Source organism: Peribacillus sp. FSL K6-1552, assembly GCF_038005205.1.
Taxonomy (GTDB): domain Bacteria; phylum Bacillota; class Bacilli; order Bacillales; family DSM-1321; genus Peribacillus; species Peribacillus butanolivorans.
Map to the genome: position 1 here is coordinate 3,411,563 of NZ_JBBOST010000001.1, position 22,137 is coordinate 3,433,699.

Consider the following 22,137-nt stretch of genomic DNA (forward strand, 5'->3'; position numbering starts at 1 on the left):
AACCCCCTTAATTAAATACGATGATCGCTTTTCGAACCTGCTCTGGATGGTTTTCAACAAAATTAAATGCTTTTTGGACATCATCAAGGGAAAATGTATGTGTAACTAAACCTTCATGTCGTAGATTACCTTCATTTAACAGTTTCACTACTTTTGGGAACTGGTTGGTTTGCAATCTAGAACCTTTCACCGAAACTTCCTTTTTAGTGATTGGAAGCTGGGAAACCGCTGCAGTTCGCTCATCAAAACCTAGCACGACTATCCGTCCTGCAGTAGAAACTACATCAAAGGACAATTCAAAAGTCATGGGCAAACATACGGCATCAATGACAACATTGGCACCTTCGCCATTCGTCCATTCCTGTACACGCTGTTGAACATCTTCACTGCCCGCATGAACGGTAATATCAGCGCCACTTACTTTAGCAAAAGCCAAGCGCTCATCACTTAAATCCGTGATCATTACCGATGCCCCTTGAAGCTTAGCCATCTTTAATATACAAATCCCAATAGGACCTGCTCCTTGAATAAGTACTGTGTCGCCTTTCTCTACTTCTCCTCTCCAAACCGCTTGTGCACCGATTGTATAAGGTTCAGCTAATACTATTTCTTCCCAAGCTAAAGCGGAATCCACAACATGTAGTTGTTTTTCGGGAAGAACACACCATTCCCTCATCCCACCATCTTCATGTACACCAAATACAGACAATGTTTCGCATACATTTTGGCGACCTTTACGGCAAGCATAACACTCTCCACAATAACTGATAGGCTCAATAACCACGTGGTCCCCTACTTTAATACCTGTGACATCTTGACCAATCTCCACAACTTCTCCCGCTACCTCATGTCCAACAACTCGGGGCAATGTAGCAAGAGGGTTTGTACCATGGTAGATATGCATATCAGATCCACAAATCCCGACTCTTTTAACTTTAACAAGGACATCTGTTGAGTTCGAAATCTCGGGTTTTTCTACTTCTTGAATAACAAGTTCATGTGCTTTTCGTACTTGAACCGCTTTCATTTCCCCACCTACTTTGTAAGAAATTCATATCCATATGCCGCTATTGATACCTTGTTTCTTCATTACCTTACCTTTCAATAACAGTTTCACTCTGTATGAAAGGCCATACCTCTTCCAAATAGGGTAACCCCTCATTATCTCCCGAAACAGTCGTTACAAGAGCTCCAACGCCATTTGCGAATTCCAATCGTTCTTCGATAGATAAACCATGAAGATATCCGTATATATAGCCGGCATCAAAGCCATCTCCCGCACCAACAGTGTCTATCGGGGTAACAGGGAATGCTTCTTTTTTATGCCAAACACTATTTGTATATAGTTTTGAGCCATTTTCCCCGTCCTTGATGACAAGCTGATCTATATTATTTACATTTGCGAATTCCGCCAATGATTCTTCAGAGTCAATCCCGATAATCAATCGTATTTCGTCTAGACCTGTTAGCAAAATATCAACAGATGGAAAAACTTCTAAATAAACAGATCTCGCTTCTTCGATAGACCATAGCTTTAGGCGGATATTCGGATCAAATGAGACAGGGATATCTTTTTGTTTAGCGATTTCCATAACCCTCTTAGCAATATCTACATTTTTAGGATCTATAGCCAAAAAAACACCAGTGAGATGGACAAGGTCAATATCTTCAAACATCCGATCTGTGATATCTTCCGGTTTTAGAGTTAATATGGGTGACTGATAGCGATAATAAAAAGTCTTTCCGGAACCATCCTCTCGAATTTCTTTGAAATTTAGGGATGTTGGATAACCATTTACAAAGGCAACATCACTCATATCCACCCCTTCCCCACGTGCGAAATTATAAATAACACGACCAAACTCATCCTTGCCCAAACGGCTTAACCACTTTGCCCTCATACCAAGCCGAGCACAACCAATGGCAAAATTCAGTTCAGCCCCTCCTACTTTTCGCTCAAATCTGTTCACGAATCTTAAAGGCCCAGTTTCTTCTGGGTTTAACGTAATCATGGCGTCACCCAGTGTTAAAACACCAAATTTTGATGACAATACAGTACCTCCTTTTTTCGAACATTCACAAATAAAAGGTAATATATTTGATCATATCCAACTTTCCTTTTAAGGTAAATCGATTTAGTAATTTACTAAACCGGTTTGGTAAATCATAAGGAAATTGTAATTGAAAACCCTACCAAAAACAATAGAAAAATTTAATAATTTGTAATTTTATTTCTATTCGTGAATTTTCCACACCATTAAACCCTACACATTACCAAATATACCTATATATTCCCAAGAAACTCTACATAAAAAGCTTAGTTCAATACTTTTCACTCCTCTTGGTAACTCTGCCAGAGGATCCATATGGATTTATTTTGGGAAAATCTGAACAAGACAACTTAAGTTAGTATTTCTTACACACTATCATTTCCATAATCTATAATCTTTTAACCATTCCCCCTTCATTCCACACATGTGCTACATAGGTTCTATATGATTAGCAGTTTCGATTTTCCCCTTCCCCCTATTGATACTATCGAAATTTACTTTTTTGCTATTAATTTGGAGATAGTTGTATAATATATCAATTGTTAAATATGTTTGAAAGGTTGTTTTGAATGAGCTCTTTAAAAATCTACATCTTACTTATCGGAATCATGATTACTTGGGGGTTAAACGTATCTGTTATTAAAATTTTAGTTGAGCATACTCAACCTGTGACAATTACCTCTTTAAGAATTTTTACGGCTTCTTTGATAGTTTGCCTTATCCTCTACTTTCTTGGTCTAATACGTCTCCCTAAAAAAAACGAACTTTTCTACGTTTTCGGAGGGGCACTTTTGAGCGTCGTTTTTCATCATTATTTTTTAGCTGAAGGGTTATCAAAAACGTCCGCTACAAATACTGGATTGATTTTGGGCATGGGGCCAATTTTAACAGTCATTTTATCTATGATATTTTTTCGTAAAAAGCCGACTATCATCCGATTTCTTGGTTTTATTTGTGGTGCTCTTGGTGTGAGTTTTACCGTTTTGGCAGGAAGCGGTGGTATTCATTCTATTAATCTGGGAGATGTGGATATCTTACTCTCCATTCTTTCACAAGCGTTAAGTTTTATTTTGATTAATCAAGCTTCAAAAACAATGGATCCACGCCTATTAACCGGCTATATGATGTTAATTGGATCTTTTATTCTTTTCGCCATCAGCTTATGGAAGGAACCAGATGGCTTAGCATTACTTGCTTCTGCTCCACCTTCCATATGGGTAGGTTTCATTTTCTCAGCAGTGATTGCCACAGCACTTGGGCATATGGGCTATAATTACGCCATTGGTCAGGTTGGTGCGGCCGAATCCTCTATATTTCTTAATTTAAACACCTTATTTTCTTTAGTCGGGGCAGCCATTTTTCTTAATGAAGCTATTGTGCCTGCACATTTCTTGGGCCTTATCTTCATTATTTCAGGAGTCTTGCTTGGCTCAGGGGCATTAGAAATATGGATTCTTCAGAGAAAAAATAAAGGTATATCTGCATAGTTGCAATCAACTTACATTGAAGATTTTGCTAGTCTATAATCCATGAACAGACTGCGAACTTATACAAGAGGGGGCTGGTGGGCTAACCTTAAAAGTTGAGAGACCATTAACCTTCCAAAATGGTACAATTAATAATGTACATACATTGGAAGTGTTTTATATGGTCTCAAAATGCTATGCAATTCAAATTTACGTATTATGTACCCCCGGATATTTAATATTTATTGCGGATTCATTCTGCAGGTAATTTTTTCAAGAATTTTTAACATGAGGAAAATAATTATACTGATTTTTGAGCCATCCTTTATTTATAAATCTTCTGGAAATATAACTTCATCTCAATAATATCCTATTTTTCAGCTCTTCTAGTTTAATTACAAAATCATAATTTTATTAGGATTCTAAAACGGGTTAAGCAAATACTTAACTGTCTTTCTACAAAAATTTTAATTTTCGCCAGAAATAACACATTTGTAGATTATCGGCCTAACCAACCGCCATCAATAGATAATAAATGACCATGAACATAACCTGCTGCCTCTGAAGCTAAGAATACAACAGCCCCCTTAAAATCTTCCGAGTTTCCCCAGCGCCCCGCTGGAATTCGTTCAAGTATTTGCCTGTTTCTTGCAGCATCATTGATTAGAGCCTCATTCATATCTGTTGCTATATAACCTGGAACAATGGCATTTACATTCACATTGTATTGTGCCCATTCATTAGACAACGCTTTTGTTAGCTGTGCTACTCCACCTTTGGCTGCTGCATACGCTGGGACGGTTAATCCCCCTTGAAATGAGAGCAGAGAGGCCATATTTATGATCTTCCCACTTCTTTGCGGTACCATATAGCGACCTGCCATCTGACATAAAAGCCAAACGGTTTTTAAATTTACCTGGATCACATCATCCCAATCTGATTCTGGAAAATCGACTGAAGGTGAGCGGCGCTGAATACCAGCATTATTAACTAGAATATCAATCTTTCCAAAATGCGCGACGACACTAGGAATTGCTTCCTTTACTTGATTCAAATCTTCTAAATCACAGGGAATAATCAAGCATTTTCTTCCTAAGTTTTCAATTTCGTACTTTACATCAACTTGTTCAACCGAACGCTGAAGTAATGCAATGTCTGCACCCGCTTCTGCTAATGCTATAGCCATAGAACGTCCTATTCCTCTTGTAGCCCCTGTCACCGCTGCAACTTTTCCCTCTAATCCAAATAAATTGACTACCATACCTTCACCTCTTTCGTTTAATCCGGCCAAATAATATCTTTAAAGATACATTCGGGATCTTCATTAATCCAAAATCCTTCACAATTTCTTCAAGCGGCAATTTCTTTGAAATGAATGGCGCAACCACAATCATTCCTGTTGCATTAAGGGAATGGCATTTCAAAGTCCCCCCGACTGAAAGCATCTCGTCGTCGTTCTGAACTCATGGCACATAGCACGAGGGGTTTTTGCTATTGGGTGCTTTCCAAAATAAATCACCATGTCTGTACCAGACCAGAAAAAATCTTTACCTTGATGAAGGCTTCCCAGTAATGTGTACTTATCGACAATCTTAATAAATAAATATAAAAAGAGACTGCCTGGACGTTACCGACAGTCTGTATTACCCTGCTTTCCTTTTTAAGGAGAAAACAAGTTACTCATGCTCATGATCGTGCCTGATATTCTGACGGTATGTAAAAAAACAGCTCGGTCCAAGTATTACTAGCCTAATACAACGCAGGAACAGAGTACAAGTATGGCCGAATCCCCAATACACGCCCGTAAGTGAGGACCGCAATATTTTTTTCTTATTGCCTGCTGTAGTTGCCACTGCAATAACATTCTCCGGTACTAATGAATGTTTTTTCCCTAATAAGAATCCAATGTAAGAAGACACAAGACTCAATTTTCTTTCTCCTCCCCAAGACACTTCCATACTTCTTCATACACTTGTTTAAGTGGTATATTGTTCTCAACAGCAATTTTCCGACAGTCCTCAAATTCAGGTGCTTGTTGCACGAGCTGCCCGCCATATACCCCTTTCTTTACCGTTACCGCGCCCCATAGTGAATGTACTTTAGAAAATGAGCGTTCAAGCCTGTGCACCGAAAGCGGATAGTAGCGGATACCAAGAGTCGTTGTTTCAGCAAATAATATCTTTTTCATTTCGGGAATCATCTGTTGTGAACAGAGAAGCTGCAACAATACTCCCGGTCGATTTTTTTTCATAAAAATCGGCGTGTAAAAAACATCATTTGCCCCTGATTCAAACAGCAAATCCATTACATAGCCTAGCCATTCACCGGAAATATCATCTAGATTAACTTCCATTTTGATCATTTGGTCATCGATATGCTCGTGATCAGGTGGGTGGTTCATTGCATCTCTCCTATGATAATGCGAAGGACGTTCGGATGATTTTTAAATGTTTTTGTTCCCGCACCATAGCCGATTGATTCGACAGTCATGGTCGGGAGCGGACAAAATGATTCTGCTAAAACAGCTGCGATTGCAGCCCCTGTGGGCGTAGCCAATTCCGATCGAATATCGCTTGCGGCAATCGGTACACCTTTTAATATTTCCAGTGTAGCAGGTGCAGGAACCGGGTATATACCGTGATCAATATGAATATGTCCAGACCCCGTTGGGATGGCTGATGAAAGTACCGATTGAATACCGAGTTGATTGATTAAAATTGCTGCTCCAATTATATCTATAATCGAATCAACCGCTCCTACTTCGTGAAAGTGAACTTTCTCGAGGGGAAGCCCGTGGATGTGCCCTTCAGCTTCACCAATCTTCTTAAAAATAGCAAGTGACATGTTCTTAACCGATGCATTAAAGTTAGCCTCATTGATTATCTCGACAATTTGTTTGTATGTGCGGTGATCATGATGATGATGGTGTTCATGGCTATTACTGTTGGAGTGACTATGTTCATTGTGATCAAGAATATGACTTTGCTCGTGATCATGGCTATGGTCGTTGGAGTGATTATGTTCGTGATGGTGATGGCGTTCATGACTATGGATGTGTTCATGAAGGTGCTCCGGTTTTCTGGAAAGAATGACATCAAATTTTGTACTGGTAATACCATTTTTGACAACTTTTTCCCAGGACAGAGTATATTCTTCTTCTATATTTAGCTTTTTTAACTCTTCTTCCATTTGAAAAGGATCGGCACCTGCATCAATTAAAGCACCAATTACCATGTCGCCGCTTATGCCAGAAAAACAGTCAAAATATAATGTCCTCATCATTGACCTCCTTTTTATGTACGAGTTTGTAAATGAGCGCTGCGTTGTATGCCGCACCAAATCCATTATCAATGTTGACAACGCTTACACCTGATGCGCATGAATTGAGCATCGATAAAAGTGCCGATAATCCGTTGAAATTCGCACCATATCCAACACTTGTTGGCACAGCAATAATCGGATTCATGACAAGGCCTCCTAGCACGCTCGGAAGCGCTCCCTCCATTCCCGCGACGCATACCGAAACAGTCGCATTTCGTATTTCGTCTATATTATCAAGAAGTCGGTGCAGCCCTGCGACACCCACATCGTAAATACGCCTGACTGGAATACCTAAAGTTTCGGCCGTGACGGCTGCTTCTTCCGCAACGGGCAAGTCCGATGTCCCAGCACACACAATCGCGATATATGAACCATTAGTTTTCTTCTTTTCTTTAACCCATGCGAGTGTCCGTGCAATCTCGTTGTACTCAAAGTCCCGACATTCTTTTTGTACAAATAACGCTTTTTCTCGAGAAATACGTGTCACTAGTACAGAATCATTCCTTGCCCGTAACGATTGAACAATCGTTAAAATTTGTTCTGCTGTTTTCCCTTCTCCAAATACAATTTCGGGAAAGCCTTGTCTTTTTTTACGATGATGATCAATTTTTACAAACCCTAAATTTTCATAGGATGCAAGTTTTGTTTTTGCTTCCGCTGCTGTCAATGTACCATTTTGTACCTGCTCTAGAATATCGTCAATCATACCATTTCTTCCTTTTTAAGCGCTAAATTCATACTCCCGCTTGTATAGCCCGTGAGATCCAAAGAGACATATTTATAACCAAATTGCTTCAGACGTTTCGTAATTAAAACGTGATATTCAAGCACAAGTGGCATATCAGCAGGATCTACTTCTATACGGGCGGTATCCTCATGGGTCCGAACACGCACCTGGTGAATATCTAATGATTTTAAATAAGCCTCTGACTTATCTACTTTCGTCAATTTTTCTTTCGTAATGATTTCGCCGTAGGCTATACGTGATGATAGGCAGGCAAATGATGGTTTATCCCAAGTTGGCAAACCTACTTCTTTAGACAACACTCTTATTTCTTCTTTGAATAAATTCGCTTCTTGAAGAGGTCCCCGGATGCCTTTTTCTTTTGCTGCTTTCATGCCTGGACGAAATTCATTCGCATCATCGGCAATAACCCCATAAATAATATTATTAAATTCATAATCTTCAAGAATAGGAAGCAAGTGGTCAAATAAACTACTTTTACAAAAGTAACAGCGATTTTGGTTATTTTCTGTATATCCTGGAATGGCTAACTCTGATGTTTGAATGACACGATGGCTGGCACCGATCCATTTTGAGAGCATAATGGCTTCTTCCAGCTCGCTCGACGGATAAGTTTCCGAATCCGCTGTAATGGCTAACACGTTGTCATATCCCAAAGTATCAATTGCAACTTTAAGCAAAAATGTGCTGTCTACCCCTCCTGAAAATGCGACCACAACAGTCTCCATCTTTACAAGAATATCCTGAAGTTTTTTGTATTTTTCTTGTATCATGCCAAATTGTTCTCCTTTCTTGATAAAACAATTCTAATTTTATCCTCTTTTACCGCTAACAGGAACACCTGTATGGGCCACATAAAGATTGAACAGAAGCTCTACAGGGATTTTTTTAAGGTGCCATTGACAAAATGGGGAAGGTGGAAATGGATCCAGTTTTTTTATACGTTTCATTTCATCCCTATTTCCCTATAAAGCCTCGCGTATTAGCTTCGGCTTACTCTAATTATTTTGTACAATAGCAGAGAATTTTTTGGCCGTTTCTTCCAGTTCAGTGTAATCTTCCTCTGAAAGCAATTTCTTTGGGTTTATTAAAGAACCGCCGATTCCCGCTGCGACCGCACCTGCCTTTAAAAAGGAAGCGAGGTTATCCAAATTAACACCGCCAGTCGGCATTAGAGGGATGTGAGGCAGCGGACCTTTAAGATTTTTAAAGTAACCAACCCCAAGTGCATCTGCCGGAAATACTTTAATAACGTCGGCTCCATGCTCGTAAGCTGTCAAAATTTCCGTTGGTGTAAGCGCACCGGGGATGCTAATAATGCCATAGCGCTTTGCCATTTTAATCGTTTCAATATTGACGGTTGGCGAAAAGATAAATTCCGCTCCAGCCATGATGACCGAACGAGCCGTTTCTGGATCCAATACTGTACCGGCACCCACTATGATATCATCGCCGAACTCCTCTTTTACTTTATCAATTAACTCGCAAACTTTGGGTGTTTCTACTGTAATTTCGAGTGTTCGGATCCCACCTTCATTCAGGGCTCTAGCGATTGGTACAATTTGATCGGGACGTGCACCACGAATAACGGCGACTAGCTTCCCTTGTTTCAGCTCTACTAGTTTAGTCATTCTTTTCCACCTTTCTACCTAGTCACATCTTCTGCTCCGCCACTCATAAATAAATCGAGGTCGTCACGTATCGGCAAACCCTCTACATCGCCATTTACCATCGTTACCATTGCTCCCATGGCATTTCCGCGCCGTGCAGCTTCTTCTAGCGCCAGTCCATCAAGAAGGCCGGAGAGTACACCAGATGCAAAAGCGTCCCCAGCACCGATTGGGTCTACGACACGATCTACAAAAAATCCCGGTACGTGTGTTTTCGGTACAGACGGGGATGAAATTAGAGAACCTTCTTTGCCCAATTTCAGCAAAACTGTTTCGACACCGAGTTCATGAAAATGATCGATAAACTGCTCCGGTGTGTAGGAACCGAATAAAAATTCAGCTTCGGCCACACCCGGCATGACGATATCACTTTCCGATGCGTATTTTGTAATGAAGTGACGCGCTTCATTTTCATCCGCCCATATTTTCAACCGAATATTCGGATCGAAGACGATTTTTGTTCCGGTTTCCTTGGCAATGCGGATCGCTTTGTCTATGAGCAACTGGCACGACTCACCAAGTGCAGGAGTAATACCGGTAATGTGTAAGTAAAAGGCGTCTTGAATCGCATGTTCCGGCAGTAATTCTGCTGTCATTTTGCTAGCCGCCGAATCTTTACGGTAGTAATAGACTCGCGTATCATTTAGCCGCCTGAATTCTTTGAAAAAGACTCCGGTCGGCGCATTAGCATCTCGTGTTACATATGAGACATCGACACCTTCACCGCGAATAAACGAGTGCATCGCATCGCCAAATTCATCCTCACCGAGACGGCTTATCCAGCGTGACCTGTGACCGAGACGGCTTAACCCGATCGCGACATTGGATTCCGCACCGCCGAACTTCATTGAAAAAGAGCGGGCGTGGCGAAGGGGTCCTTCTTCATTCGGGGTAAATACTGTCATCGTTTCTCCGATTGTTACAACATCCATTTCATCATCTTCTTTCTCTCATGTTAGGCTTTAACGTGATTAGAAAGCGTACCGATCCTTTCAATACTGACGTTCATCCGGTCACCGTTTTTCAACCAGACTTTCGGATTACGCCCCATTCCAACGCCAGGTGGTGTACCAGTTGCAATCAAATCACCTGGCTTTAGCGTCATGGACTGTGATAAAAATGAGATGATTTGCGGAACGGTAAAAATTAAGTTACTTGTATTGGAATCCTGCATCATTTCTCCGTTTAATTCAAGGGAAATCGCCAGCTCATGTGGATCACCCACTTCATCATGTGTAACGACAACAGGACCTATTGGCGCAAATGTGTCTGCCGTTTTGCCGCGTGACCACTGGCCGTCCTGAAATTGCAAATCCCGGGCGCTAATGTCATTCATAATTGTATAGCCAAAGACGTAGTCATTCGCCTCTTCTTCTGACACATTTTTCGCTTTTTTTCCAATGACAATCGCAAGCTCTGCTTCAAAATCGACTTCTTTTGAATTAATTGGGATCTCAATAACATCATTTTGACCGACAATCGCATTCGCATATTTTGAAAAAATGACCGGTGAAGCCGGCGGCTCCATTCCAGTTTCCTTGCAATGATCTATATAGTTCAGCCCGACGCAAATGATTTTTTCCGGCTGTGCGATCGGTGGGAGGAATTTTACTTCTGATAGTGGGAATTTTGCATCGTCATTACCCCGTTGCTCGATTAACTGTTCAGCACGTTTACGCAACTCGCTTCCTCGTTCTATAAACGTTTTCATACAAGCAGGAAAATCATCTGGACCGAGTGCCGTTAAACTTATGATTTGATCATCTTGTACGATGCCGATATGATGGTCGGATTTTACCGAAAAAGATGCTATTTTCATATTTTTATCCTTTCTTACGTCAACGCGTATGGTGTTTTTTCGCCGCTTAAGACCTGAACGATATTTTTCGCTGCTTTTTGACGAAGTTCAATCATCGCTTCCTCAGAATACCAGGCGCTGTGCGGTGTGATGATGACATTGTCCATTTTGAGAAGCGGGCTATCGATGCTGACCGGCTCATCTTCTGTAACATCAAGTGCGGCGCCTGCAATTATCCCTTTTTCAAGTGCTTCAGCGAGTGCTTTTTCATCGATTATCGGCCCACGAGCTGTGTTAATGATGACCGCATTTCTCTTCATTTGTCTTAAGCGCTCCTCATTGATCAGATGAAACGTATCATCAATTAGCGGTACATGTACTGACAAATAATCAGCTTCACTAATAATTTCTTCGAGATTCATTTTTTGAACGCCGACGGCTGCCATATCTTCTGCCGATACGAATGGATCGTATGCAGCCGTTTTAAAACCGAGCGGTTTCACCTTTTCCACGAAACGACGCGGAATACGACCAAAACCAAGAACCCCAACCGTTTGCTCGTTAAAACGATGAATCGGCACACAAGCTTTAAAGTTCCAGTTACCTTTTTTTACCTCATTGTTTAACAGCGTCACTTTGCGCGCCCATGAAAGCAAAAGCGCCAATGCATGATTCGAAACTTCTTCCATGCCATAATCAGGTACATTGGCAACAGTAATCCCCTTTTCTTTCGCCGCATCGAGATCAATTGTATTGACGCCGACACCGTAGCGGGATATGATTTTCGTGTTTTCAAGTGATCCAATGACACGGCGTGAGACAGGAGCATATTGATTTAAAATCGCATCCACTTCTTTTGCCAACTCAATAACTTCTTCTTCTGTTTTGCATTGCGCTTTTATGAAATCAATGTCCAATCCGCTTTCTTTAAAAACGTCTTCTTCATATTGCAAATTCTCAAATTCATAATCCGTTAATAATATTTTAAAGGCCATTTAGACTCCACTCCCACATATGGTAATAAACCCCTTTAGGTCAGGGGGATTCCTCCCGTTTCAGGTGAAAATCATTTATTTCGCAGCTGCTTTTTCGACTTTCGCAATTCCGAGTCCTTCCGCACCAAGTTTCGATGTTTTCGCTTCTGGATAATATCGTTCAATCATTTGAATTCCAATTGCGGCACGGCGTACACGTTCATGTGCAAGTGAGATGTTCGTACTCTCCCATTGTTTACCAGATGGGTATACATCAGGGTGATTACGAAGACCAAATTTGATGTAAACTGGCGCCAATACACGGATAATTTCCGGTATTTCATAATAGCGCAAAAAGCCGCCAAATGTATCCGGTACCTCGACATACAAATCAATTGGAATGTCTATTGCTTGACGAATCGCTGCAAGTTTAGAAAGCGTCAATGCAGGTGGCACGTTGTACGTATCCGCTCCGATGTCTTCCATTAATTTAACGGATACTGGATTGGCTGACCCCATTTGGACCGAAACTTTTACAACAAAATCTTCCGGCAACTGTCGGTACTTTTTCATTTCTTTCGTCATAAGAAGAAGTCCTTCATCTGCAACTAACGCACCCCGTAGACCAAGAGCTGCTCCTCTTTTCAAATCTTCCATTGCATAAACAAGCTGGTCAGCACCTTCATGGCGTATCCCCTGTGATTTGCCCCCAGGTGTAAGCGGTCCCGCACTGACATCCCATGAACCTCGGGGGCCGACAAACAAACTAAGCTCCATGCCACGTTCTGCTGTCATTTCACACATTTCTTTAATTTCTTCATCCGTTTGTAGCATGATGCCGCTTCCTTGAGATATTCTGTGAATCGTTAAGCCTAAGCGGTCAATTTCTTTCAATGTTTCTTTTAGTGCAACTGGACCTTCTACACTTGGAAGTTCAATGCGGTATTGCGCCCCGTCTGGAAATGTTTTCGTTGATGTCGGAAGTTCTTTAAGATCAGTTGATGGGTAGCCTAATTGCTCGAGCAAGTCGCGTGATTCTTTCATTATTGGACACCTTCTTTCATATCAATATTTTTTAAAAGAGCCGCTACTTTGTCACGCAAATCAGCCGGGAAAACATCACACGGAGCACGGTGTCCAGCGGATACGTCAAACCAGCGCTGATGAACGGCTTCTTTCATGGCTGTAAAAAATGTCGGTCCGTACGTGTAGATATCCATCAGCTTTGAAATCATTTGATGATTTTTCTGTGCTTTTTCCAGATCACCTTTTTGATATGAATTATATAAATCAACGGATATTTCAGGTGCAAAGACAGCGCTTCCGTTAATGCTACCCGCTGCACCAATCATTTGAGCTGGAAGCAAATGCTCATCAAATGCAGAAAAGACGCGGAAATCACTGCGAACTTTTTTCACTTCGGTCAGGACTTGCCGCAGGTGGCCGAAATCACTGACCGTTTCTTTAATACCGGCAATATTTGAATGATCTACTACTAATCTTTTAATCAATTCTACCGATATATTTTGTCCTGTTAAAAGTGGAATGTTATATATGAACACTTGTAGATTTGTGTGATCAGCTACGCTGGAATAATAACGGTATAATTGTTCGTCGGACAGTTTCCAGTAATATGGGTTGACTACAAGAACCCCATCAGCTCCATGCTCTTCTGCATAAGAAGTTAATTCATGTACCTCTTTTAATGCGGTATGCCCAACGCCAACCATAACCGGCACTCGACCGTTAATGTGCTTAATCATTTCGCGTACGTATAGCTTTCGTTCTTCTGTTGTAAGTGATGAGAACTCACCTGAACTTCCCATCAATAAAATACCGTCAATATTCCGTGAAATTAATTGATCCATATAGCTTCTGTTCAGCTCTATATCTAAATTTCCCGCTTCGTCAAAAAGAGTGACTACCGGCGGAATGATGCCATGAAAATTCATTGTTTTGACCTCCTTTTTTTTACCATTCAGCGATACTTCCGTCTTCATGACGCCAAATTGGGTTTTTCCAATCATGTCCTATTTCTGCTGCCTGCTTCACTTTTTCTTCGTCAATTTCTAACCCAAGACCCGGTTTATCCGGAATGTTCACATAACCATTTTCATAGTCGAATATTTCAGAATTTTTAACATAATCGAGAATATCCATCCCTTTGTTGTAATGAATACCAAGGCTTTGCTCCTGAATAATGAAATTCGGCGTCGTAGCATCCAGATGAATCGATGAAGCGAGTGTCATTGGGCCGAGCGGACAGTGCGGCGCAATGGCTACATCATACGCTTCTGCCATCGCGGCAATTTTTTTCCCTTCTAAAATACCACCTGTGTGAGACAGATCCGGCTGAATAATATCGACATAGCCATCTTGAAGAAGCTGCTTAAAGCCCCAGCGAGTATACATCCTTTCACCCGTCGCAATCGGGCACGTCGTGTGCCAGGCAATCTCACGAAGTGCTTCATTATTTTCTGGCAGCACCGGCTCTTCAATGAACATTGGGCGGTATGGTTCGAGTTCTTTCACGATCGTTTTTGACATCGTTTTATGAATCCTCCCGTGAAAATCTACACCAATGCCAAAGTCTTTCCCTACCGCTTCCCGAATTGACGCTACGCGTTCAATGACCGCTTCTACTTTCGAAAAGCTGTCTATGTAGTTCATTTCTTCTGATGCGTTCATTTTGACAGCGAGAAAGCCCTCGTTCTGTTTTTCTTTTGCGGCAGCAACGACATCCACTGGACGATCGCCGCCGACCCACGAGTACACTTTAATTTTTCCACGTGCTTTGCCCCCGAGCATTTGGTATACAGGAATGTTAAAGTATTTTCCTTTAATGTCCCATAATGCCTGCTCAATGCCAGAAATGGCACTCATTAAAATAGGGCCACCTCGGTAAAATCCCCCTCGATAAAGCGTTTGCCAAATGTCTTCAATGTCGTTCGGATTTCTCCCGATTAAATAATCGGTCAGTTCGTTAACTGCTGCTTTTACCGTTTCAGCACGGCCTTCAACGACAGGCTCCCCCCAGCCAGAAATGCCTTCATCCGTATCGATTTTTAAAAATAGCCAGCGGGGTGGAACTTTGAATAGAGAAATTTTTGTGATTTTCATTAAGCACCTCGCAATGTTTTTTTGGAAGAAGAGAGATCTTCAAATATGAAAACCTCTCTTTCTTTTGTTAAGAACCTTTAATATAAACCGTTTTTAATGCTGTATAAAATTCTTTCGCCGCTTCACCTTGCTCTCGAGAACCTGTGCTTGATGCCTTCATGCCGCCGAATGGTGCTTGCAACTCAACGCCTGCGCTTTCTGCGTTAATGCGGACAAGCCCTACTTCGATTTCATCGATGAATTCTAAAATTGAGCTAATATTTGAAGTAAAGATCGATGCACTCAATCCGTATTTCGTATTATTTGCCATGTCAATTGCTTCGACAAGATTGGTTGCTTTTATAAGTGCAATAACTGGTCCAAAAATTTCTTCCTGTGCAATCACCATATCCGTCGTGACGTCTTCAAAAATCGCTGGAGTAATGAAAAAGCCCCTATCGTAGTCTCCGCCAGTTAATATCTCGCCGCCATGTATAAGTTTTGCGCCTTCCTGCTTGCCTTTTTCAATGTATTCTTTCACCGTATTAAACTGGCTTTCGCTTGCACACGGACCCATCCAAATACCCTCTTGTAGACCATTGCCGACGGTAATTTTTGCAGCTGCGTCTACAAGTTTTTGTTTAAATTCATCATAGACTTTTGATTCAACGACCACACGACTTGAAGCTGTACATTTTTGGCCAGAAGAACGAAATCCACCGCTGATGACTGCTTCGACTGCTTGATCGATGTTCGCATCTTTCGTCACGATAACTGGATTCTTGCCACCCATTTCAAGCTGATATTTAATGCCACGCGCGGAAGCTGACTTCGCTACACCTTGCCCGACACTTTCAGAACCGGTAAATGTGATTGCATTTAAAAGCGGATGATCGATGAGTCCTTGGCCGATGATAGATCCTGTACCGGTAATGAAGTTCACAACACCCTCTGGGAAGCCGGCTTTTGTGAAGCATTCCATCACTTTCGCTGCTGTAACAGCTCCCTCCGTAGCAGGTTTCCACACGATTGAATTGCCATATACAAGGGCCGGAGCCATTTTCCATATGGGAATCGCAACTGGAAAGTTCCATGGCGTGATAACGCCGACAACACCAAGTGGTGTACGTTTTGTAAACATAAGGGCATCTTTATCAGATGATGGAATAACATCGCCATCTTTGCGCATTCCTTCCCCTGCATAGTAACGTAAGATCGCAACACCTCGTGCCGTTTCGCCTTTTGCTTCGGGTAATGTTTTACCCATTTCGCGGGTCATTGTTTCAGCAATTTCATCGAGGTTTTCTTCTAAGATATTGGCCGTTTTGAAAAGAAGTTGGCCACGTGCAGACTGCCCAAGCTTGCGCCAAGCTTTCTTCGCCTTATCCGCAGATACTACCGCTTTGTTCAAGTCATCTTCCGTTGAGCTCTGAACGTAGCCAACCGGTTCTTTATCCGCCGGATTAATGCTTTTAATCGTCTCCATAGAAGATGCGTTTACCCACTCATTGTTAATAAAATTTTTATATGTTTTCGTTGCAAATGTAGTTGACATCATTGTTTTTGGCTCCTTTTTATATTAAAATGTTGGTCCAATTCTCCAAATCCCAAAGTCATGTTGCTTTAATATTTCCGCTTTTGTGAGTTTTCCGTTTGAAACGTGTTGAATTTCATCCATAATGCGCCGGCCCACTTCATCAACGGTTTCTATACCATCGACAATCGTACCTGCATTTAAATCCATATTTTCATTCATCCGCTCAAACATTGGCGTATTCGTTGAAATTTTAATAACAGGTGCAATTGGAGAACCAGTTGGCGTGCCTCGTCCACTTGTAAAGAGAACGATTTGGGCACCGCCTGCGACCATACCCGTCAATTGTTCAATGTCGTGGCCAGGCGTATCCATCCATACGAGCCCTTTTTTCGTCGGTACCTGTGCATAATCAATGACCTCCTCCAGCCGGGTTGTACCTGATTTTGTCGCAGCCCCTAGTGATTTTTCTTCGAGTGAGCTGAGACCTCCCTCAATGTTGCCCGGACTTGGATTTCCGGTGCGGATGTCTACGCCCATTTGAATCGAGCGGTTTTCCATCATTTTAATAACCGCATAAGCTTTTTTAGCTACCTGGTCGTTTGCTGCCCGGTTAGCTATCAAATGCTCTGCTCCGATGAGTTCAGTCGTTTCTGCTAAAATAGCCGTTCCCCCCTGTTGGACAACCAAATCGCTCGTACGCCCGACTGCCGGGTTCGCCGATAATCCAGAGCATGCATCCGACCCACCGCATTCTGTGCCGACAATCAGCTCGCTAAAATCACATAATTCTCGTTGTACCATCGAGGCATCCTGTACCATTTTGACTGCAATTTTAGCTACTTCTGCAATGGTTTGAAGTGTGCCGCCATGATCCTGTATCGACACCGTTTCGACTGGTTTGCCGCATTTGGCAATCTCATCTCCAATTCGATGCGCCTGATGTGTTTCACAGCCAAGGCCAAGTACAATGACACCGTATACATTTGGATTCATACCCATTCCCGCATAGGTTCTGGCCGTTTGATCATAATCAGTGCCTACTTGCGCACAGCCATGCTGGTGAATAAATGTGACTGTTCCGCTTACCAGCTCTGTTACGCGCTGAGCTGTTTGCGTTGCGCAAGTAATCGTCGGTAAAATCAGAACATGATTCCGGACACCTACGCGTCCATCCTGACGGCGGTAGCCCCAAAACTGCATTTTTTCATTCTGCAATCTTGTCACCCCTTCCTCTTTTTCCTTCTAAATTGTGTACATGAACGTGTGCTCCAGCAGGAATAAAAGCGGAGGCTGCACCGATGACTTCACCGTATTTAATGATGTCTGCTCCATGTTCGATCGCTTTAACTGCGAACTTATGACCAAAGCGAATCGGTTCAAGAATGGTTACGGTTACAGCGAGGTCATCTTGACCTACTTTCACAACCACTGATGTCTTTTCAGGAATTTCGGATAAGGCAACAGCTACACTATCTTCCTTACTTAAATACAGGGTTTTATATTCGCTCATTTTGTCACTCCTTAAATTGTTTGTACGGCATTACTTTGGATGACGGGGTTATTCAAAATTCCAATGCCTGGAATTTCAATTTCAATCCGATCGTTGTCATACAATGTAAATTCATTCGGTGGAACCACGCATGTACCTGTGAGCAGAACTGTTCCGTCAAAAATAATGTTATCTAACACTAAATACTCCACAAGCTCTTCCAGTTTACGTTTCAGTTGGTTTACTTTTGCTTCTCCGTCAAATACCTTTTCTTCATTTCGATAGATACGGCACATTATTTTAAGGTCATATGGATCCGAAACAGCCTCTTTTAATAAGATGGCCGGTCCGATAGAGCAAGAATTTTTCCATACTTTTGCCTGTGGAAGATAAAGTGGATTCTCACCTTCAATGTCCCTGCAGCTCATATCATTACCTGCGATGTATCCAAGTATTGTCCCTTCTTTGTCGATGACGAGACCAAGTTCTGGCTCCGGGATTTGCCAGTGTGAATCTGAACGTAAGTAAACTGGATCATTCGGTCCTACGGTTCTTGCTGCAGTCGATTTAAAGAAAATCTCGGGACGCACTGCATCATAAACTTTGTCATAGAACGTTTGGCGGTCAAGCTTTCCTTGCGTTGCTTCGTAATTACGTGCTTCCTTGCTTTTTTTATACGTTACACCAGATGCCCATACTTCTGGTGCGTCGATGGGCGTTGTTAATTTAAGACCTTCTAATGGCTGTTTTTCTTCTTCGGCAACTATTTGTTTTACAATATCAAACGCAGTTTTGTTTTTCTGACGTGCCGTTTCAATCAACGACATAAAATCTATAAACGGAAGATCCACCACCTTGTTTTCGGTTGTCACGGCAGCAAGTTGTTTCTCGTTTTCTTTTACATAGCGAATAATTCTCATTTGCTAGTCCCTCCTAAATGGCAGTCACGTTTTATATTTTTTGATATTCATATCCAAGCTCCTGCGAAATTTTACTGCTGCATTCCTTTAAGATACGTACATAATACTCGTGTGTTTCTTCATTTACTTTCGATGAAGGCATCGATACGCTCATAGCGGCTATTACTTTGCCTGAATAATCTTTTATTGGGACAGCCAGACAGAAAATTCCTGGTTCGTTTTCTTCATTATCCATTGAATACCCAGCAATACGTGCTTTTTCGATTTCAGCTAAGAACTGTTCTTTTGACCTTATTGATCTTTCAGTTGGTCCTGTATATACATAGCCGTCCAAGAGCAAATCTAGTTCACTATCGGTTTTAGTTGCCACTAGTGATTTACCTACTGCACTTGTATGTATCGGGACACGGCGGCCAATACGAGAATACAAAACCGTAACCCCTCTGCCTTCCACTTTATCGATATATACACCTTCCTGCCCGTCTAATATGACGAGGTGGAGCGTTAAGTTTGTTGTCTCGGAAAGCCATTCAAGATGTTTTCTTGCGACATTACGCAAATCGAGATGGGTCACCACCACGCTCCCCCTCTCTAATAGCTTTAAACCTAGAGAGTATTTGCCATTTTCTTCACCTTGTGAAATATATTGATGCAGCTGTAAGGTTTTTAAAAGCGAATGAACCGTGCTTTTATGCAAATTCATTCGTTTGCTTATTTCTGTGATAGTTAATTCCCTGTCACGCTCGTCAAATAAATCCAATATTTTCAATGCGCGCTCCACTGATTGGATGATAGGCATTGTTCCTCACTCCTTCATTTTCTGTCTATCTTTATTTTATCGGATTTATGACGAGCGTTCCTTACTTTATTACTATGTTTTTTTCCAGAAGCAAAATATCCTGTTCATAATCAAGTACAGCATCTTCTACGACGGCGATTGGTACAACCCCATTTGCCGCATCTGTATGTCCATACATCCGGTTGCTTGCCGCAACCATTTTTTGACGATTTTTCATTCGTTGCTTACGTTCCGTGACCAATGATTGTCTTTCTTCTTTTATAAAATCCTCAAACTCATGCACAACCTTTCCGGTAAGAAGTTGAGCGGCATCGACAAAATCAATGCGGCCCTCGCGAAGCTGAAGGTGAACAACATCACCCGTTTGGAGGAAACCAATGCCTCCATCTTCATATGCTTCTGGTGTCATATGACCAATAGCGGCGCCGTAAGTGACACCCGAATAGCGGCCGTCGCTAATGATTGTTGCGAGTTTTTTCATAACACGGTTAGCATTAATATGTTGCATCGGTGTAAACATTTCCGGCATACCGAAAGCAATGGGACCCTGCCCTGCGATAATGACGGCAATTTTCAAAGTACCTTGATCAGCCATCTCGTCAAATAATTCCTCGTAAGGTGCATCTTTTATTCGTGACCATTCAGGCTCATTATTGTATTTAAGTGATGCAAGAAGATGATCATGCTCGAACAGCTTTTGCTCTTTTATTTTCGAGAGCAGGCTTGAATCAAGCAGGCCTCTATTGGCATCATCTTCATTTTCGTAATAAAGAACGAATGCTAGCTTATCATTGAACTGATTAAGCTGCGGTGTCGGCATCCCGCTAATTTTCACAACAGCACTTTCAAAAAAGTTTCCTTTTAATACATCTACACCGCTGAATCCACGGCGTGGAGTAGATAAAATAACTTGATTATTCTTTACATTTACTGCCTGAAGGCTGCGTGTAATCGCAAGACGTTCTTTCCACGTTTTTGCGGCGACTGTTGGCGCATCCTGATCCATTGGTACACCATTTTCAATAAGTTCGTAAACAAGCGTTTCCATCCCACGGCTTGTGCCACTGCAACACTGCATTGCAAGTGAATAAATGTCACGTCCTTCAGTCAAGCTGTAATCAAATAAATCAGGAATCGGATGTAAATGGTGAATGCGGTCAAGATCCCATAAGCTGAATTTGTATCCTGCATATAACATGGCAGCTACGATATGCATCATTAAGTTCGTAGAACCACCCGAAGCGCTGTGAATGCGTATTGCATTTTTTATATTCGTCGCGACAATGTTGGCCACTCCGTATCGCTCGTCGTTAATCATTACAGAAAAGCTATCAAGCACGGCGTTAATCTGGCGCTGTGATGGTGGATCTGTTAATAGCTCAACTGCTGGATGAACGAGTCCCATGCCTGCAACTAGATGACGTGAACTATTTCCTGTTCCGTTAAAGGCACACACGCCTCCCTGACCATCACAAGTAGCCACAGCAAGCCTCATTTCAAAATATTTATGCTGTTCTTTCGTCAAGATGCCACGTTCGTATGCACGTTCGAATACACCCTGAAATGCAGTATTCGATGAACATTGCAAGATATACGCCATCGTATCACGTAAATCAACCGCTACATCAGCTACACCTTCACTTTCCGCTTTTTTCGCCAGTGCTTCCAATTCTTCTATCACGTCGGCAGGAATCGAACCACCTTCTAATACGTGAGCAGGTGCGAATGTCGCGAAAAAGGGCGCTTCACCGCGGTTGCGACGCACACGGTCGACATGCGCGAGCGCGCTTACAACACCAAGAGGCTGTTTATCACACCCTTGAATAACGAATGCACCATGATAACTGTGAGCTTCAAGCTGATTAACAACCATTTGTGCAACCGCATTTCTGCTTTGAAGTGAGTAACTCATCCCTTGATTGCTTTGTGCAGTTCCATCACACATTACCGGTGTCGAGAAGTGAAACGGCACACCGCCATTTTGCCAGATGCGGATTGCTGCCCGTGCGGACGTTTGGTAATCCATAATGTGCGCCGGGTGATCGGACGAACCGCCGATAATCGCAATACGCGGCGCATTTCTTTCAAGCCGCATATAAATTTCTTCCAGCGTCCAGTCCGGCTTGCCACCTTCATAGGTAGAACCAAGTGTCAATTTGGAGCGGTCAAGCAGACCCGCGACCGTAATCGGTTCATTTGCTTTTCCCTGTACGTTATCTCGGTAAGGGTTAACTTCGTTATCAATGAGGGGATATAGGTGAGTCATTT

22 protein-coding genes are annotated in these 22,137 nt (G+C 42.1%); 1 reads left to right on the forward strand and 21 read right to left on the reverse strand.

The genetic code is table 11. The features are described from left to right. Positions 1–7: 7 nt before the first annotated feature. On the reverse strand, positions 8–1,027 hold the full coding sequence (locus NST21_RS16300) for a zinc-binding alcohol dehydrogenase family protein (RefSeq protein ID WP_340890220.1): 1,020 nt from the start codon (positions 1,025–1,027) through the stop codon (positions 8–10). A gap of 67 nt (positions 1,028–1,094) precedes the next feature. Next, entirely contained in the window at positions 1,095–2,051 is a 957-nt protein-coding gene (locus NST21_RS16305) for a sugar kinase (protein WP_340890221.1), read from the reverse strand. Positions 2,052–2,620: 569 nt separating this feature from the next. On the opposite strand from NST21_RS16305, the gene NST21_RS16310 reads away from it, so the two are divergent. After that, positions 2,621–3,538 carry a DMT family transporter gene (locus NST21_RS16310; RefSeq protein ID WP_056520520.1) on the forward strand — a complete coding sequence of 306 codons (918 nt, stop codon included), beginning with the start codon at positions 2,621–2,623 and terminating at the stop codon, positions 3,536–3,538. 478 nt (positions 3,539–4,016) lie between these two features. Here the strand turns inward: NST21_RS16310 and NST21_RS16315 are convergent, their stop codons facing one another. From NST21_RS16315 to NST21_RS16405, 19 genes are all read right to left on the reverse strand, one after another. Next, complete coding sequence (locus tag NST21_RS16315) at positions 4,017–4,778, reverse strand: SDR family NAD(P)-dependent oxidoreductase (RefSeq protein WP_056520517.1); 762 nt, start codon at positions 4,776–4,778, stop codon at positions 4,017–4,019. 4 nt (positions 4,779–4,782) lie between these two features. After that, positions 4,783–4,941 (reverse strand): hypothetical protein, encoded by a 159-nt coding sequence (locus tag NST21_RS16320; RefSeq protein WP_157443803.1) that lies wholly within the window; start codon positions 4,939–4,941, stop codon positions 4,783–4,785. Between the two features lie 500 nt (positions 4,942–5,441). Next, positions 5,442–5,918 (reverse strand): nickel insertion protein, encoded by a 477-nt coding sequence (gene larC, locus NST21_RS16325; RefSeq protein WP_340890224.1) that lies wholly within the window; start codon positions 5,916–5,918, stop codon positions 5,442–5,444. Next, a complete protein-coding gene (locus tag NST21_RS16330; RefSeq protein ID WP_340890226.1) occupies positions 5,915–6,796 on the reverse strand; it encodes a LarC family nickel insertion protein in 882 nt (293 codons plus the stop codon). The genes larC and NST21_RS16330 overlap by 4 nt, the downstream gene beginning before the upstream one ends. Then, positions 6,777–7,544 (reverse strand): nickel pincer cofactor biosynthesis protein LarB, encoded by a 768-nt coding sequence (gene larB, locus NST21_RS16335; RefSeq protein WP_340890227.1) that lies wholly within the window; start codon positions 7,542–7,544, stop codon positions 6,777–6,779. Before larB ends, NST21_RS16330 begins: the two co-directional genes overlap by 20 nt. Then, positions 7,541–8,356 (reverse strand): ATP-dependent sacrificial sulfur transferase LarE, encoded by an 816-nt coding sequence (larE, locus tag NST21_RS16340; protein ID WP_053346436.1) that lies wholly within the window; start codon positions 8,354–8,356, stop codon positions 7,541–7,543. Before larE ends, larB begins: the two co-directional genes overlap by 4 nt. 225 nt (positions 8,357–8,581) lie before the next feature. After that, a complete protein-coding gene (locus NST21_RS16345; protein ID WP_053346437.1) occupies positions 8,582–9,214 on the reverse strand; it encodes a bifunctional 4-hydroxy-2-oxoglutarate aldolase/2-dehydro-3-deoxy-phosphogluconate aldolase in 633 nt (210 codons plus the stop codon). Between the two features lie 14 nt (positions 9,215–9,228). Further along, positions 9,229–10,185, reverse strand: a complete 957-nt coding sequence (locus NST21_RS16350) for a sugar kinase (RefSeq protein ID WP_340890229.1) — start codon at positions 10,183–10,185, stop codon at positions 9,229–9,231. A gap of 23 nt (positions 10,186–10,208) precedes the next feature. Then, complete coding sequence (locus tag NST21_RS16355; protein WP_340890231.1) at positions 10,209–11,072, reverse strand: fumarylacetoacetate hydrolase family protein; 864 nt, start codon at positions 11,070–11,072, stop codon at positions 10,209–10,211. A 14-nt stretch (positions 11,073–11,086) separates the two neighbouring features. Further along, positions 11,087–12,046 (reverse strand): C-terminal binding protein, encoded by a 960-nt coding sequence (locus NST21_RS16360; protein ID WP_340890232.1) that lies wholly within the window; start codon positions 12,044–12,046, stop codon positions 11,087–11,089. Positions 12,047–12,121: 75 nt separating this feature from the next. Next, positions 12,122–13,069: a U32 family peptidase gene (locus tag NST21_RS16365; RefSeq protein WP_056520502.1), complete on the reverse strand. Its 948-nt coding sequence runs from the start codon at positions 13,067–13,069 to the stop codon at positions 12,122–12,124. Further along, a complete protein-coding gene (locus NST21_RS16370; RefSeq protein WP_328116413.1) occupies positions 13,069–13,977 on the reverse strand; it encodes a dihydrodipicolinate synthase family protein in 909 nt (302 codons plus the stop codon). The genes NST21_RS16365 and NST21_RS16370 overlap by 1 nt, the downstream gene beginning before the upstream one ends. Positions 13,978–13,996: 19 nt before the next feature. Next, entirely contained in the window at positions 13,997–15,145 is a 1,149-nt protein-coding gene (gene dgoD / locus NST21_RS16375) for a galactonate dehydratase (protein ID WP_340890236.1), read from the reverse strand. A 67-nt stretch (positions 15,146–15,212) separates the two neighbouring features. Next, on the reverse strand, positions 15,213–16,679 hold the full coding sequence (gene gucD, locus NST21_RS16380) for an alpha-ketoglutaric semialdehyde dehydrogenase GucD (protein WP_340892578.1): 1,467 nt from the start codon (positions 16,677–16,679) through the stop codon (positions 15,213–15,215). A 24-nt stretch (positions 16,680–16,703) separates the two neighbouring features. Beyond that, positions 16,704–17,861, reverse strand: a complete 1,158-nt coding sequence (locus NST21_RS16385) for a UxaA family hydrolase (protein ID WP_056520625.1) — start codon at positions 17,859–17,861, stop codon at positions 16,704–16,706. Between the two features lie 4 nt (positions 17,862–17,865). After that, on the reverse strand, positions 17,866–18,171 hold the full coding sequence (locus NST21_RS16390; RefSeq protein ID WP_053346444.1) for a UxaA family hydrolase: 306 nt from the start codon (positions 18,169–18,171) through the stop codon (positions 17,866–17,868). Between the two features lie 11 nt (positions 18,172–18,182). Further along, positions 18,183–19,070: a fumarylacetoacetate hydrolase family protein gene (locus NST21_RS16395; protein WP_056520497.1), complete on the reverse strand. Its 888-nt coding sequence runs from the start codon at positions 19,068–19,070 to the stop codon at positions 18,183–18,185. A gap of 31 nt (positions 19,071–19,101) precedes the next feature. Further along, entirely contained in the window at positions 19,102–19,869 is a 768-nt protein-coding gene (locus tag NST21_RS16400; RefSeq protein ID WP_057219004.1) for an IclR family transcriptional regulator, read from the reverse strand. Positions 19,870–19,930: 61 nt separating this feature from the next. Then, positions 19,931–22,135 (reverse strand): dihydroxy-acid dehydratase domain-containing protein, encoded by a 2,205-nt coding sequence (locus NST21_RS16405; protein ID WP_340890239.1) that lies wholly within the window; start codon positions 22,133–22,135, stop codon positions 19,931–19,933. Positions 22,136–22,137 lie beyond the last annotated feature (2 nt).

Coding starts and splice junctions, on each gene's coding strand:
- NST21_RS16300 (WP_340890220.1), bottom strand. CDS start 1,027: ATGAAAGCGGTTCAAGTACGAAAAGCACATGAACTTGTTATTCAAGAA.
- NST21_RS16310 (WP_056520520.1), top strand. CDS start 2,621: ATGAGCTCTTTAAAAATCTACATCTTACTTATCGGAATCATGATTACT.
- NST21_RS16315 (WP_056520517.1), bottom strand. CDS start 4,778: ATGGTAGTCAATTTATTTGGATTAGAGGGAAAAGTTGCAGCGGTGACA.
- larC (WP_340890224.1), bottom strand. CDS start 5,918: ATGAACCACCCACCTGATCACGAGCATATCGATGACCAAATGATCAAA.
- NST21_RS16330 (WP_340890226.1), bottom strand. CDS start 6,796: ATGAGGACATTATATTTTGACTGTTTTTCTGGCATAAGCGGCGACATG.
- larB (WP_340890227.1), bottom strand. CDS start 7,544: ATGATTGACGATATTCTAGAGCAGGTACAAAATGGTACATTGACAGCA.
- larE (WP_053346436.1), bottom strand. CDS start 8,356: ATGATACAAGAAAAATACAAAAAACTTCAGGATATTCTTGTAAAGATG.
- NST21_RS16345 (WP_053346437.1), bottom strand. CDS start 9,214: ATGACTAAACTAGTAGAGCTGAAACAAGGGAAGCTAGTCGCCGTTATT.
- NST21_RS16350 (WP_340890229.1), bottom strand. CDS start 10,185: ATGGATGTTGTAACAATCGGAGAAACGATGACAGTATTTACCCCGAAT.
- NST21_RS16355 (WP_340890231.1), bottom strand. CDS start 11,072: ATGAAAATAGCATCTTTTTCGGTAAAATCCGACCATCATATCGGCATC.
- NST21_RS16360 (WP_340890232.1), bottom strand. CDS start 12,046: ATGGCCTTTAAAATATTATTAACGGATTATGAATTTGAGAATTTGCAA.
- NST21_RS16365 (WP_056520502.1), bottom strand. CDS start 13,069: ATGAAAGAATCACGCGACTTGCTCGAGCAATTAGGCTACCCATCAACT.
- NST21_RS16370 (WP_328116413.1), bottom strand. CDS start 13,977: ATGAATTTTCATGGCATCATTCCGCCGGTAGTCACTCTTTTTGACGAA.
- dgoD (WP_340890236.1), bottom strand. CDS start 15,145: ATGAAAATCACAAAAATTTCTCTATTCAAAGTTCCACCCCGCTGGCTA.
- gucD (WP_340892578.1), bottom strand. CDS start 16,679: ATGTCAACTACATTTGCAACGAAAACATATAAAAATTTTATTAACAAT.
- NST21_RS16385 (WP_056520625.1), bottom strand. CDS start 17,861: ATGCAGTTTTGGGGCTACCGCCGTCAGGATGGACGCGTAGGTGTCCGG.
- NST21_RS16390 (WP_053346444.1), bottom strand. CDS start 18,171: ATGAGCGAATATAAAACCCTGTATTTAAGTAAGGAAGATAGTGTAGCT.
- NST21_RS16395 (WP_056520497.1), bottom strand. CDS start 19,070: ATGAGAATTATTCGCTATGTAAAAGAAAACGAGAAACAACTTGCTGCC.
- NST21_RS16400 (WP_057219004.1), bottom strand. CDS start 19,869: ATGCCTATCATCCAATCAGTGGAGCGCGCATTGAAAATATTGGATTTA.
- NST21_RS16405 (WP_340890239.1), bottom strand. CDS start 22,135: ATGACTCACCTATATCCCCTCATTGATAACGAAGTTAACCCTTACCGA.